Raw genomic sequence first — 14,051 nt, forward strand, 5'->3', positions numbered from 1 at the left:
CCTTGGCGGCGATGCGCGGTGAACATAGGATCGCGGCAAGCATCCCGCCAAGGAGAACACCATGATCGCCTGGTCGATCTTCATACCGGCCTGTTTTGCGCTGAACTGCGCGCCCGGCCCCAACAACATGCTCGCCTTTTCCAATGCCGCGCGGCTGGGCCTCGTGCCTGCCCTTCTGGGCGGACTTGGCCGCATGCCGGCTTTCGTTTTCCTGATCGCGGTCACCATTGTCGGGCTCGGCGCGGTGCTCGCGGCGTCTGCCACGGCCTTCACCATCATCAAACTGGTGGGTGCGGCCTATCTCATTTATGTGGGCATCCAGTTCTGGCGCAAGGCGCGTGCACTGGCGAGCGCCACTTCGCTGGATCGCGCCATCGGCAAACTGATGCGCCGCGATTTCGTGATCGCCATCAGCAACCCGAAGGCGATCGCCGTTTTCACCGCCTTCTTCCCGCAGTTCATCGACGCGTCACAACCGGCCTGGAGCCAGCTCGCCGCCATGGGCGGGGTGTTTCTCGCGCTCGAAGTGGTTGCTGTCGCGCTTTACGTGGTCAGCGGCGTCGTGCTTGGCAAAATGCTGAAATCCGAGCGCGTATTCGTCCATCTGAACCGCCTGGTTGGTGCGGTTCTGATCGTTTCGGGCGGAACCATGGCGGTTTCGCGGAATTAGCGCGGAATCAAGGGAAAAATGCTGCGGATTGCCGCAGTGTCGGGCCTTCACTTCGGCGCGACAAAATGTTCTATTCCGGCCGTCTCATCCGGCGCACCCTCCCGGCAGCCGGAGTTCAAAGTTTCATAACCCAAGCTGCCCGGCTCCGGCCGGGATGAGCCTTGTTTGTGCCAGAGGATTAGCAATGACCGTGAGAAAAGTTCCCGACGTCACGTTCCGCACGCGCGTTCGCGACGAGTCGATCGAAGGCCCGAACCCGTTCCGCTGGGAAGACAAGACCACTGCCGACTTCTTTGGCGGCAAGCGCGTTGTCCTGTTCTCCCTGCCAGGCGCCTTCACCCCCACCTGCTCGACCTACCAGCTTCCCGACTTCGAGAAGCTCTACCCGGAATTCCAGGCCGAGGGCATCGACGAGATCTACTGCATCTCCGTCAACGACGCTTTCGTGATGAATGCCTGGGGCAAGGCTCAGGGCCTGAAGAACGTCAAGCTCATTCCGGATGGCTCGGGCGAGTTCACCCGCAAGATGGGCATGCTCGTTGCCAAGGACAATCTCGGCTTTGGCATGCGCTCCTGGCGCTACGCCGCCGTGGTCAACAACGGCGTGATCGAGAAGTGGTTCGAGGAAGAAGGCTTCTCCGACAATTGCGACAGCGATCCCTATGGCGTTTCCTCGCCGCAGAACGTCCTGGACGCTCTGAAGAAGGGCGAGGCGCAGGCCGCCTGATCTTCGTGAATATCTGATTTGAAAGGCCCGGATGGCGACGCCGTCCGGGCCTTTTCTTTATTCGGCAGCCTGTTCGACCAAGGACGGCCAGTCGCCATGCAGGTCGGCGCCGCGTCCCTCGATCTCGAAACCGTGCGAGCCGAAGAAATCGCGCTGGCCCTGAATGAGATTGGCCGTGCCGCGCGCCTGCCGATAGCTGTCGAAATAGGCGAGCGATGACGACAGGCAGATCAGCGGCAGCTCGCCAAGCGCGCCGGACGAAACCACGCGGCGCAGCGCGGGGCTCGCCTCTTTCATCAGGGTTGCGAAAGCCGGAACCATCAGGAGATTGGTGGCCGCATCGCCGGCAAAGGCGCTCGCCATCTGGTCGAGGAAGCGGGAGCGGATGATGCAGCCGGCACGCCAGATCCTGGCGATGGTGGCGAGCTTAAGCCCCCAGCCCTGCTCTTCGGACGCGCTGGCGATGACCGAAAATCCCTGCGTGTAGGAAACGATCTTGCCGGCAAGCAGCGCCTGCTCCAGATCATCGATCGTGATGTCTACCTTGCCCTGGCGCTTGCCGTAAAGCGCTTCCGCCGCGATGCGCTCCTGCTTGCGCGAGGAGATGGAACGGGCTGCGACTGCACCCTCGATGGCCGTCGCCGGCACACCGAGCTGCTGCGCGGCAATTGCCGACCAGACGCCGGTGCCCTTCTGCCCTGCCCTGTCGAGGATCATGTCCACAAGCGGCGTGCCGCTCTCGCCATCGATGGCTTCGAGCACATGGCCGGTGATCTCGATCAGATAGGAATTGAGCGGGCCTTCATTCCAGCGCTTGAAAACCTCGGCGCAGGCTGCAGCGTCCATGCCGAGCCCGTCGCGCATCACGCCATAGACCTCGGCGATCATCTGCATGTCGCCATACTCAATGCCGTTGTGGATCGTCTTGACGAAATGGCCGGCCCCACCCTCGCCAAGCCAGGCAACGCAGGGCTCGCCCTTGAATTTCGCGGCGATGGAGGTGAGCACGGGTTCCGCATCGTGCCATTGCGCCTTTGAGCCGCCGACCATGATCGAAGGGCCATGGCGCGCGCCTTCCGCGCCGCCGGAAACGCCGACGCCGAGATAGCCGATACCCTTGGGCTTCAGATAATCGAAGCGGCGCTGCGTGTCGCTGAAGAGCGAGTTGCCACATTCAAGGATCGCGTCGCCCTCATCGAGCAGCGGCAGAAGCTGCTCGATCATGTCGTCCACCGGCTTGCCGGCCTTGACCATGATGATGATGGAGCGCGGCTTCTTCACCGATTGCACGAAGGCTACGAGATCGGCCTCAGGCAGGACGCGTTCGGCAAGACCCTCAGCTTGCGCCGCCTCGACGAACGCATCGATTTTGGCGGTGGAGCGGTTGTTGACGGCGATCGTATGGCCTTTTTCCGCAATGTTCAGAGCCAGGTTTGCTCCCATCACGCCAAGGCCGATCAGGCCGATATCCGCTTTCGACATGCTTCAAGTCTCCGGTTCGTAAAACGAGGCGGCACTATGCACCAGACCGTCGGCCGATGCATCATCGCCAGGTGGAAAGAGCTGGTTTCTTACAGCGCCGCGCGTCTTATAAGACGCGCAAAGGACGCTGTAACACTTTCAAATGATGCATGTTCGTTGTCTTTCAAATGAATTCATTTGAAAGCGACATGCATTAGCCCGCCAGATGCACATCCACATGGGCATCGGCCAGCGCCTTTGCCAGGCGGCCCGTGGGCTGCTCGTTTGTGATGATCGCCGTGAGGGCGGAGAGCGGCTCAACCGTCGCAACGAGACTGACGTCGAACTTGGAGTGATCGACCAGAAGGTAGCTCTCGTGGGATTGGCGGATCATGGCGCGCTTGACGCCGACGGCGAGGCGGTTTGCCTCGGTGATGCCGCTGGCGGTCAGGCCGCTCGCGCCGATGAAGGCGCGGTTGGCATTGTGCCGGGCGATGAAATCAATGGTCTCCGCACCGTAGATCCCGACCTCTCGCGCCATGAAGTCTCCGGGACAGATGACCACCTGAATGGTTTCGTTCTGGGCAAGGGCCGAAGCCACCGCAACGCTGTTGGTGAGGACGGTCAGGTCGCGCGCCATGGCAGCCAGATTGAGCGCGAACTGATGTGTGGTCGAGCCGGCATCGATCATCAGCACTTCGCCGGGGCGCACGAGTGCGGCCGCACGCGCAGCGATCTGCACGCGCTCCTCGATGCGCGCCCGGTCGCGCTCGCCAAAGGGCGGCTGCGCACCCATCGGCGCCGCAGAGGCACCGCCATAGGCGCGGCGGATCAGACCCTCCTGGCTGAGCGCCTCGACGTCGCGGCGAACGGTCTCCGTGGAGACGCCGAACCGGGCGGCCAGCTCGGACGTGCGCACATGGGGATGATGCTGCAGTTCAAGGATGATCTGCTCGCGGCGCGCGGATTTTCTAAGACGCGTCATTGGTTCCCTCTGCGGCCCCTCTGGCGCCCCCTTTGGCACGCAGAATGGCATCGGCGACCTCGGCAAAGCCGGCACCACCGGCCTGTTGTGTGATCCACTTGGGCGGTGTCGCCGTACCGTCGAGGAAGTCGGCAAAATTGGCCACGCCAACGCTGTTCTGGAAGAAGCCGAACATGGGCGCGTCATTGGGTGAATCGCCGACGAAGATCACGTTCCGGTCCGCCTTGTCGAGCTCGAGGCCATAGTGTCTGGAAAACAGGCGACGTGTCATCGCCAGCTTGTCATAGCGGCCGAACCATCCATTGACATGGATGGATGACACTTTTGCGACAGCGCCGGCTTCCTCGAAGCAGCTTACAATGCGGGCGATGTCCGCGTCTTTCAACCTGGGGCCGTCTTCGGCGAAATCGATCGCAAGGTCCGCCTCGCGGAACGTCTGGTCCGCCGAGAGGCGCGCACCGGGGACCGCCGTCAGGATGGAAGCGGCCAGCCGGTCTAGGCGCTGGCGTCCCTCGCGGCGCTCTTCGGCGGATTGGGCGAACTCCCGGACCATGCCGCCCTGCGGAGAACACACGAAATAGAACGCGCCATTTTCCCCGACGACCGCATCAACGGGCCACAGTCTGGCGATCAGGTCGCACCATCCCGCGGGGCGGCCCGTGACGGGAATGACGACAATGCCGGCGTGATGCAGGCGTTCCAGCGCGTGATAGGCAAGACTGGGCAGACGGCCCGCCGTCGTCAGCGTGTCGTCGATGTCGGTAAGCACGAAATCGACCTCCGCCAGTCGCTGCGTGCTCATCTCACCGAACGGCCGGGGCAACATCGTCTCCTCCGGAACAAGCTTCGCCGTCATCTCTGCCACCACACGCCTCTCCCCTTCGCCGAGCGATATGCCAAGCTTTTAGTCCTCTTTTTTGGGTTTTTCGAGGGTATTCCAAATTTTCTTTATTTGAATATTGCAAACTACCACAAAAATTCGATACGCTTTCGGTAAATGGGTGCCATTGAACGCACTCTTTTTGGGAGAAGCGGGCGGGAGTCCGCACTGGAGGAGGAAACTCATGTCTATCGTGACAGATACCCGTCTTGCCGGAGGCGCTGCCGCTGCTCTCTTCGGCCTTTCCGCGCTGCTTGCCGGCACCGCCGCGCAGGCACAGGACTGCGCCAATCGCGGCCAGCTCGACGCCATGTATTGCGACGCCAATGAAGACCTGGTGGCGGACACGCCGAGCGATCCGTCAAAGCTTTCCAACCCGGACACGCTGGTTTTTGCCTACACGCCGGTGGAAGACCCGGCGATCTATGAGGACATCTGGGAGCCCTTCATCGCGCATCTGGAGGAGGTGACGGGCAAGGACGTGCAGTTCTTCGCCGTGCAGTCGAACTCCGCCGAGGTGGAAGCCATGCGCAGCGGGCGGCTGCACATCGCCGGTTTCTCGACGGGTCCGACGCCCTTTGCGGTCAATCTTGCCGGCGCGGTGCCTTTTGCCATCATGGGATCGGAAGACGGCCGCTTCGGCTACAAGCTGCAGGTCTATACGCGCAAGGATTCCGGCATCAACGAGATGGCCGACCTGAAGGGCAAGCGCATCGCGCATACCTCGCCCACCTCGAACTCGGGCAATCTCGCGCCGCGAGCGCTTTTCCCCGGGCTCGGTGTCGTTCCGGAACAGGACTACGAAGTGGTCTATTCCGGCTCGCACGACCAGTCCATGCTGGGCGTGGTGGCAGGCGACTATGACGCTGCACCGGTCGCTTCCGAAGTCGTGGACCGCATGGCCGAGCGTGATCTCTACGATCCCGAAGAGGTGAAGATCGTCTGGGAATCCGATCCGTTCCCGACCACCTCCTACACCTATGCGCATGATCTCGATCCGGCGCTGGTGGAAAAGATCAAGGAAGCCTTCTTCTCGTTCGATTTTGCCGGAACGGCACTCGGCGAGGAGTTCTCAGGTGTCAGCAAATTCGTGCCCGTCACCTATCAGAAGGACTGGGCCGTGATCCGCGAGATCCAGAAGGCAAATGGCGTGGAATACACGCCCCAGGGTCTGGCGAAAGAGTGATCCTCCTGCGGGCGCGAGATGCCGGGGCTTGGTCTCGCGCCCGATTTTTTTCGATCGCTCACCGAATTTTGGAGTTGATGCATGCTGAAGATCTCGCAGCTGGTGAAGCGCTATGGCAATGGCGCGCCGGTGCTGAAAGGCCTGGATCTGGAAGTGCCTGGCGACAGCGTGGTGTCCATCATCGGCGCGTCGGGCGCGGGCAAAAGCACCCTGTTGCGCTGCATCAACCGGCTGGTGGAGCCGAGTTCGGGCACAATCGAACTGAACGGCCTGATGCTCACGGACCTGAAAGGCGCGAAGCTGCGCGCCGCCCGCCGGCGCATCGGCATGATCTTTCAGGGATTCAATCTGGTGGACCGGCTGACGGTCATGGAGAACGTGCAGTCGGGCCGGCTCGGCTATCTGCCGCTGTGGCGCGCGGCGATGCGGCGCTATCCGAAAGAAGACATCCGCCGCGCCTATGAACTGATGGAGCGCGTGGGCATCGCCCATTACGCCAACAAGCGTGCGGACGAGCTCTCCGGAGGCGAGCGCCAGCGCGTGGGCGTGGTGCGCGCGCTGATGCAGGAACCGGAAATCCTTCTCGCAGACGAGCCCACCGCCTCGCTCGACCCGAAAACCTCGGAACAGATCATGGAACTGCTGCGCGCGCTCTCACGCGAGTTTTCCCTGCCGGTGCTCATCAACATCCACAATGTGGCGGAGGCCAAGCAATACACCGACCGCATTGTCGGCATGCGCTATGGCCGCATCATCTTCGATGCCGGTCCGGATGCACTCGACAAGGACGCGATGGACGAGATCTATGCCGGCGTGCCGGCCGAAGAGCGCGGCGAAATGGACAACGTCACGCCGCTGAGGGCCCAGAAGGCATGAGCGCCGAGACCCCTTCCCTGCCCAACACTTCTCTCCCCGACACCTGGCGCAAGCCGCCAATGATCGCCAACCCCGTGCTGCGCTACGGATTGCTGGCGGCGGTGGTGATCTATATCGGCTGGGCCTTCTTCATGCTGCCGATAGACTGGGAACGCATTTCGCAGGGCATGACGCGCGCGGCACGCATCTTCAGCGGCGCGTTTCCGCCGAGCTTCGAACGCAGCGGGCTTCTGATCGACGGGTTTCTGGAAAGCCTGAAGATCGCCATTCTGGCGACAGTGGGCGGCGTGCTCCTGTCGATCCCCATCGCATTCATGGCCGCCAAGAACCTGGCTCCCCGCCCCGTCTATCTGCTTGGCCGCGGCCTCATCATCGTTGCCCGCAGCTTTCACCCGGTCATTGTCGCGATCATCTTCGTGAAGGCCGTGGGCTTCGGCCCCTTCGCCGGCGTCCTGACCCTCATTATCTATTCCATCGGCTTCGTCGCCAAGATGCTGGCCGAGCGCATCGAAGAGATCGACTGGGGCCAGGTGGAAGCCATGCGCGCGGTGGGTGCGGGCTATTTCCCGACGCTGATCTACGCGGTTTTTCCGCAGATCATGCCGCGCCAAATCGGTCTGAGCATCTATCAGCTCGACAGCAATCTGCGCGCCTCCGCCGTGGTCGGCATCGTCGGAGCTGGTGGCATCGGCTCGACGCTGGCCAACGCCTTCGGCCGCTATGACTACGACTTTGCACTGGCCATCACCATGGTGATCGTCGCCGTCATTCTGGTCAGCGAGGCGATCAGCGGTCAGATCAGGAAACGGGTATGGTGAGCATGGAAACGTCCCTCGAAGACTGGGCGCGCTACACGCCACGCGAGCGCATGCAACGCTATGCGATTTTTCTGTTTGCCGTGATCACGATCGTCTGGGCCCTGACCAGCATCGACGTGATCTGGCCCTGGGTGTTCGATGCGCCGCAGCAGATGGGCGACCTGTTCAGCCGCATGGTGCCGCCGGATGTGACGAACCTGCCGAGCATTTTGTGGGTGCTGGTTGAGACTGTGAACATCGCCACCATCGCAACGGCAATCGCCGTGTTTGTGTCGCTGCCCGTCGCCTATATCGCCGCGCAGAACACGACGCCAAACGCCGCGACGCTGTGGCTCGGGCGCTTCATCCTCGTGTCCAGCCGCTCGGTCAACACGATCATCTGGGCGCTTCTTTTCGTGGCCATATTCGGCCCCGGCATCGTGGCCGGCATCATCGCCATCATGTTCCGCTCCATCGGTTTCATCGGCAAGCTTCTGGGCGAGGCCATCGAAGAGATCGACCGTCGCCCGGTGGAAGCGCTGGAAGCGACCGGCGCATCGCGCTTCAAGGTGATCCTCTACGCCATCGTGCCGCAGGTGATGCCCACCTTCTGGGCCGTGGCCATCCTGCGCTGGGATATCAATCTGCGGGAATCGACCGTGCTCGGCCTCGTGGGCGCGGGCGGCATCGGCATCATCCTGCAAAGTGCCATCGACACGTTCAACTGGCAGGAAGCGGCCACTGTCCTCCTGGCAATCCTCGCGCTCGTGGTGCTTGGTGAAATTGTTTCGGCCTGGCTGCGTAAACGGATCATCTGACGCCCGGCCACAGAGCGACAGAAGAGCGCCTTTCGCTGCCAGGCACAAAACCTGTCGGGGCGCGGCGGGACAACGCACAACCCCGGGAATGATAGGGAGCCCGGCGAGATGCCGGGCTCTTATTGCTTCGACATTTGATGACACGTGCGGCCGCTATCCGCCGCGCGCGTCGCTCATACGGTTCTATAATCGCGCGGTGATCGCACCCGCCGTACCGCCCGTGAGGGCACCGAGCGCGGCGCCGGCAGCGGTGCCAACGGCCGTTCCGATCGTCGCACCGAGCCCCGCGCCCGTCGCAGCGCCAGCGAAGGTTCCAACAACGGGGAAGACAGACCCCAGAACACCGCCGGCGATGCCACCAGCCAGTGCTCCACCCGCAGTACCAAAAGCCGCTCCAATGGGCCCGCCCACGGCCAGACCAAGGCCACCACCCGTCGCCATGGCTCCGAAAGATGAGCCGCCGCCGCCATAACTGTACGGCGAATGAAGATTATCATGACGTTCTACGGAAATATTCATAACAAACTCCTTTATTAATATAATAATATTTTTAACTACTACTTGCATTATCCATTCAGAAAATGCATCTTCACTTGAGTTTATTTTATTCAATAGGTCAACCTGATTTTTTGCGTTGTTCGGGAATCCGGAGGGCGGGCCAGCGGGGTAAGCGAAATTGAACATTTGCTAAATAGAAATAACAAATGTAACATAACGCCCTGGCTCGCTCGACTGCCCTGAAGGGAAACCCTGCGGTTTATCGGCAGGATTCGCTTCAGGCTCTCTGCAGAACCAGATTTGTGTTAGACTTGGTCGAGGCGATATGAGCGGTTCCGTCTTTTTTCTGCATATGGCCGGGGCAGTGGCATTGCTGCTCTGGGCGACGCGCATGGTGCGAACAGGCGTTGAACGCGCCTACGGGAATGTGCTGCGCCAGCGGCTGCGTCAGACACTGGGCAACCCGGTGCTGGCAGCCCTGACGGGGCTGGCCCTGTCCATCGCCCTGCAGAGCTCAACTGCCGTTACACTTCTGATCGGTTCCTTCGCCGGGCTCGGGATTGTCACGGGCCTGTCGGGCATTCTGGCCGTGCGCGGCGCGGAAGTCGGCTCGGCGCTGGTCGTCAAGATACTGAGCTTCGACCTGACACTTCTGGTTCCGCTCTGCATCCTCACCGGGACCGTGATTTTTCTTGCGACAGAACGCCGGCAGTGGCGCCAGTTCGGCCGTATTCTTGTCGGAGTGGGCCTGCTCATCCTGTCGCTTGAAATGATGGGCGAGGCCTCTGAGCCACTCAGGCAGAGCACCATCGTGCCGCTGATCGTGGGATATCTCTCCGACGATCCGATCACCGCGTTCCTGCTGGCCGCAGTGACAACCTATCTCTTTCATTCAAGCATCGCCGCCGTACTCCTGCTGACCACGTTCGCCGCGCGCGGCATCGTCTCCCCCGAGCTCGGCATCGTTATGGTTCTGGGCGTCAATCTCGGCAGTTCCTTCATCGCGCCGATGCTGACGCGGAGCTCACCGCCAAGCTACCGCATCGTTCCCCTCGGCAACCTGCTCATGCGCGGCCTCGGGTCCGTTGTGCTTCTGGTGGCCTTCATTGTCTTCGATCCCAGTCTGGAGCGGCTGGGCAGCGACCCTGCGGACCGCATCATCCACGCACACATCGCCTTCAACGTGCTGATACTGATTGTCGGCATTCCGCTTTCAGGCCTGATCCTCAAGGCGACGCAGGCGCTGGTCTCCCTGCAGTCAGGAAGCGAAGCCGAAGGGGCCAGTGAGGAAAGCGAAGCACAAGTGACGGAAACCAGCGCGCTGGACGTCACGGCACTGGACACACCGCATCAGGCGCTCGCCAATGTGACGCGGGAAACCGTCCGCATGTGCGAAACGGTGGAGTTCATGCTGTGCCGAATTCTTGAACTCTACGAAAAGGCGGATAAGAAATCGATCGCTGCGCTGGCCGCCGTCGACGATACGGTGGACCGGCGCCACGCGGCCATCAAACTCTATCTCGCCCGCATCACACGCCATGAAATGACGGAAGACGATGCACGACGCTGCCAGGAACTGCTCGGCGTGTGCGTCAAGCTCGAACAGGTGGGCGACATCATCGTCCGCAACATGCTCGCCCATGTGCAGAAGAAGATGGAGCGCGGCGTCGAGTTCACCAGCGAAGGCTGGCGGGAACTTGCCGATTTCCATGCCTCCGTTCTCGCCAATGCGCGCCTGGCTTTCAACCTGCTGGTCACCCAGGACACCGAGACCGCGCGCGAGCTGGTCATGGAAAAAGACCGCCTGCGCGATGTCGAGAAGGAAACCAGCCAGCGCCATTTTGAAAGACTGCGGCAAGGCACCGAGCAAAGCGTGGAAACAAGCTCGATCCACCTCGATACGATCCGCGACCTGAAGCAGATCAATTCACTTCTGGCGACATTTGCATATCCGGTGCTCGAAGAACGCGGACTGTTGAGCGGCTCGCGCCTGAAGGCGACCTGAAAGCCACTCCCCCTTTGGGGTCAGCTCCCCGAAACACCAAAGCCGATCCTATCAGGAAGCAAGGTCGGCCATTTCTTTCTTCATTGCAATTTTGAATAAATAGACAAACCTCATCATTAGTATTAAATCTTAAAAATAAATATAAATATTAATAATATTTGTTTTTCTTTGGATTGATATATAATGATACAATCAGACTTCAGAATAACCGATAATCCAAACGGAAGAATCACGACGCTTCCGGCGCAAAAGCCGGCAGCACGCCCTGAAGGGCCGTCGCAGGGAACCAGGTCACAGCCAGCGCGCGTCGATGCGCGTGAAACGACCCTTCGCATACCGCCCCATGTGCAATTTCTCAGATGCACACTGACGGAAGAACAACAGTCGGAAATCAGCAGGGTTTCCCGCACCGTCCGTCAGGATCTTCCCAACATTCACGCAATGGCGCGGGCGAGGATGAGCGCCATCATAAAAGAACTGACCGGACAGGATGCCAATCCCGACGCGCTCTATTTGAACACGTTCAGTTCGGCGGTCTCATCCCAGACGAGTTTTACCGGCGTCGAGCACACGGGCGAGCCGAACTCGTCAACATCGTTGACAGATCTGCTTCTCGAAAACTTCGGTGCGGATCGGCAGACCCTCCAGTCCACGGCGCTGGATGCCTATGAAGGGGTCTACACGCATGGGCCGGGTGAGGGCTTCTACGGAACGCCGAACGAATTCAGGGTTTTGGCTTCCAGTCTTCGAGAGGCTATCTGGAAGGCCGACTTCCAGTCGGAGGTTCTCTCCAGTCTGAACGACTTCTGGGCCGGCCATCAGGGCGACATCGTGCCTCTGGCCAAGGTCCAGTTCGCGGTATCCGCGATGCGTGCCCTTGAGGAGTCGGACCTTTCGCTTTCCGGTGTCATAATGGTCATGCGAGGTGCGAGAGCAGATGTCGATCAGCTTCTGGCAGCGCTCTCCAACGGGATCGTCGCTGAACCGGAAAACGCGGACAACGTAGCGGTGACGGCCTTCGATATCAACGGCTACCCTTCCAGCGACATTGTCCGTTTCACCCGCTCAAACCAGCACACGGTGCTCTACATTCCGGGCGAAACGCCATCGTTTCATGAGTTCGGCAGTGAAGAGGCGCTCGACCGCTGGGTCAAGGAGATGGCAGCGTCTCCGGAGGAGCGCACGCGGCTCGCGCACCATTTTTCACTCTATAATCTACAGGATGGCTTTTGGTACACGGGCGTCGCCAATGGTCTGGAGAAGCTCGGGTCAGGCGCCTGGAGCACCGGTGTTGATTCCGAGAACCACCCCTATTCTGACAACCTGTTCTCCGAGCTTGCAGAAAACATGCGGCAGCGGAGCCTTTCCGACGCCGACATACTGATCAAGTCCGACAGCGAAGTCACGCGTGACATCTGGATCGGGAACCTGCGCACATTCAACAAGGTGTTCTGGCCGATCCTGATGCTCGCCCCCGAGCTCGAGTTTGCAACAATGGCAACCACGATGGGGAGCGAACTTGTTCTCGAGACTGAGCAGGCGGTCGCTGGAGATACCTACGAAGAGCGGAAAGCAGGTGCTGTCGGCGCCATCTCAACAGGAAGCACCATGCTCGCAGGAGCGGCCCTCGGCGCCGCCGTCAAAGCCCTTTCACGAGCTGAGCCGGTTTCTGCTGGCGGTGGCGACACAATTCCGGTTTCGGCCGTCCGTCCGGCTACCGGGGAACAGCCGCTTCGTATCGGAAATATATCCGACCATGAGGTTGATCCGTCGCTTATCGACGGGCGCACTCCAAACAGTGCGAACATCTATCAGTCAGGCGAGCGGTATTTTATTCGACACAGCGACACAACAGGCGTTTCCCGCGTCTACGAAATCAGAAGCGACTTCAAGCTGCGTGATGGCTATGTCAACGTCATCAACCCGAAAACACGAAAATCCGTCGCCATTCTTCACAATGACGGAGCGGGCGGCTGGAAGCGCATATCCGCCGATGGCGCCGGGGGAGAACGCCCGCCCTATGTGGGCCAGCGCGCAGCTGAAATCAGGCAGTCATTGAACAGGCGTGGGTACTATGTCATCGCGGACCCCGACGAAAGCGCCGCCTTCGATTCGATAGAGGTGCTGAAAGAACGGGTGGACGCTCTGAGGTTCAAACTTGAGGATCTGGGCCGCGAGGCCGAAAAGAACGGTCGAATCGGCGACTACCACCTCGTCTACCGCGTCGACAATCTGAGACCCGACGAGTTGCTCGCGGCCGGCCATTACCGGCCATCACGGCAGTTCGAAGCGGTGGTCAACCTGATCGAAAAGCCCGCGACCATCGGCAGCGCCTCGCTTGCTGCGAGCAACAATGTTCTGGATATCTGGCAGTACGATCCCGAGGACGGGATAATGTACCAGTATGCCATTGTCACCGAGGGAAAAAGAGTAGGCTCCTTCGTGGACGGCGGAGGATATGACTACGAGTTTCTTGACGAAGTGCACTTTCCGCCACCTCCGGCGAAGAATGTCTATCTGCTGGACTCTTCCGATGCAGATATCCGAAAAATCATCGCAGAGATTGCCAGCGCCCGCTCGGTGAACACAACCTATGGCATACCACTCCAGGTCTATGAAGATTACAGGATGGGACGCATCGCGCTCGACACGAGCCCGCCACCGGAACTTCCGGAAGGTTCCAGCGCATCAAGCGAAACCAGCGACAGCCTCAAATCACTTGATACATCCAGACACGGGCAGCGACGTACCCAGGCCTGGGTAGACGCAATCCCGCCAGGTGGCACAGCCGCTGAAGAGCCCTTGCCCGGGCCTTCGCGCTCAATGCAACATGAGGTGCCGGGGAAACCAGGCAGGGGCGCAGACGTCGATGATACTGACACCCCTGCTCCGCTTCCGGCTCCGCCCGGTTTCCTGGGATCTGCCCGACAACACACCCGCGACTGGGTCGATGCAATCGTACCGGAGACGGCGGAAAACCCGGAGTTGCCGGAAATCCCCGAGCCAGAACTTGCAAAAACAATGAGCGAGGCAAGCGAGAGCAGGATCCGAACGCGTTTCGACGAAACATCGATAACAGGAACATCGCAACCCAAGCAGCAGCGCACCCGTGAGTGGGTGGAGGCGTATCAGCAGAACAGCCGATAAA

The 14,051-nt window shown here is 60.5% G+C and carries 12 protein-coding genes; 8 read left to right on the forward strand and 4 right to left on the reverse strand.

From position 1 onward, the window contains the following. The first annotated feature begins 61 nt into the window (after positions 1 to 61). Positions 62 to 670, forward strand: a complete 609-nt coding sequence (locus KUG85_RS19250; protein WP_223006399.1) for a LysE family translocator — start codon at positions 62 to 64, stop codon at positions 668 to 670. Between the two features lie 184 nt (positions 671 to 854). Continuing rightward, entirely contained in the window at positions 855 to 1,397 is a 543-nt protein-coding gene (locus tag KUG85_RS19255) for a peroxiredoxin (protein ID WP_223006400.1), read from the forward strand. Positions 1,398 to 1,454: 57 nt separating this feature from the next. Here KUG85_RS19255 and gndA read toward each other — a convergent pair whose 3' ends face one another. The 3 genes from gndA to KUG85_RS19270 form a co-directional block, all read right to left on the reverse strand. Further along, positions 1,455 to 2,879, reverse strand: a complete 1,425-nt coding sequence (gene gndA, locus KUG85_RS19260) for an NADP-dependent phosphogluconate dehydrogenase (protein ID WP_223006401.1) — start codon at positions 2,877 to 2,879, stop codon at positions 1,455 to 1,457. 193 nt (positions 2,880 to 3,072) lie between these two features. Then, positions 3,073 to 3,843 (reverse strand): DeoR/GlpR family DNA-binding transcription regulator, encoded by a 771-nt coding sequence (locus KUG85_RS19265; RefSeq protein WP_223006402.1) that lies wholly within the window; start codon positions 3,841 to 3,843, stop codon positions 3,073 to 3,075. Beyond that, positions 3,830 to 4,699: an HAD-IIB family hydrolase gene (locus tag KUG85_RS19270; RefSeq protein ID WP_407673717.1), complete on the reverse strand. Its 870-nt coding sequence runs from the start codon at positions 4,697 to 4,699 to the stop codon at positions 3,830 to 3,832. The genes KUG85_RS19265 and KUG85_RS19270 overlap by 14 nt, the downstream gene beginning before the upstream one ends. A gap of 208 nt (positions 4,700 to 4,907) precedes the next feature. Here KUG85_RS19270 and phnD point away from each other — a divergent pair, with 208 nt between their 5' ends. The 4 genes from phnD (at position 4,908) to phnE (KUG85_RS19290) (ending at position 8,400) form a co-directional block, all read left to right on the forward strand. Beyond that, positions 4,908 to 5,909 carry a phosphate/phosphite/phosphonate ABC transporter substrate-binding protein gene (phnD, locus tag KUG85_RS19275; protein WP_223006404.1) on the forward strand — a complete coding sequence of 334 codons (1,002 nt, stop codon included), beginning with the start codon at positions 4,908 to 4,910 and terminating at the stop codon, positions 5,907 to 5,909. Between the two features lie 81 nt (positions 5,910 to 5,990). After that, positions 5,991 to 6,785: a phosphonate ABC transporter ATP-binding protein gene (gene phnC / locus KUG85_RS19280; RefSeq protein WP_065817785.1), complete on the forward strand. Its 795-nt coding sequence runs from the start codon at positions 5,991 to 5,993 to the stop codon at positions 6,783 to 6,785. After that, positions 6,782 to 7,603 carry a phosphonate ABC transporter, permease protein PhnE gene (gene phnE / locus KUG85_RS19285; protein ID WP_223006405.1) on the forward strand — a complete coding sequence of 274 codons (822 nt, stop codon included), beginning with the start codon at positions 6,782 to 6,784 and terminating at the stop codon, positions 7,601 to 7,603. The genes phnC and phnE (KUG85_RS19285) overlap by 4 nt, the downstream gene beginning before the upstream one ends. Beyond that, a complete protein-coding gene (gene phnE / locus KUG85_RS19290; RefSeq protein WP_025031354.1) occupies positions 7,597 to 8,400 on the forward strand; it encodes a phosphonate ABC transporter, permease protein PhnE in 804 nt (267 codons plus the stop codon). The genes phnE (KUG85_RS19285) and phnE (KUG85_RS19290) overlap by 7 nt, the downstream gene beginning before the upstream one ends. Before the next feature lie 183 nt (positions 8,401 to 8,583). Here phnE (KUG85_RS19290) and KUG85_RS19295 read toward each other — a convergent pair whose 3' ends face one another. Continuing rightward, positions 8,584 to 8,919, reverse strand: coding sequence for a hypothetical protein (locus KUG85_RS19295; RefSeq protein ID WP_245291863.1), 336 nt, complete (start codon positions 8,917 to 8,919; stop codon positions 8,584 to 8,586). A gap of 304 nt (positions 8,920 to 9,223) precedes the next feature. Between KUG85_RS19295 and KUG85_RS19300 the strand changes: the two genes are divergently transcribed. After that, positions 9,224 to 10,903: a Na/Pi cotransporter family protein gene (locus KUG85_RS19300; RefSeq protein WP_223006406.1), complete on the forward strand. Its 1,680-nt coding sequence runs from the start codon at positions 9,224 to 9,226 to the stop codon at positions 10,901 to 10,903. 456 nt (positions 10,904 to 11,359) lie between these two features. Then, positions 11,360 to 14,050, forward strand: a complete 2,691-nt coding sequence (locus KUG85_RS19305; RefSeq protein WP_223006407.1) for a dermonecrotic toxin domain-containing protein — start codon at positions 11,360 to 11,362, stop codon at positions 14,048 to 14,050. The last annotated feature ends 1 nt before the right edge of the window (position 14,051 follow it).

It is taken from the genome of Nitratireductor rhodophyticola (assembly GCF_019891355.1).
Taxonomy (GTDB): Bacteria; Pseudomonadota; Alphaproteobacteria; order Rhizobiales; family Rhizobiaceae; genus Nitratireductor; species Nitratireductor rhodophyticola.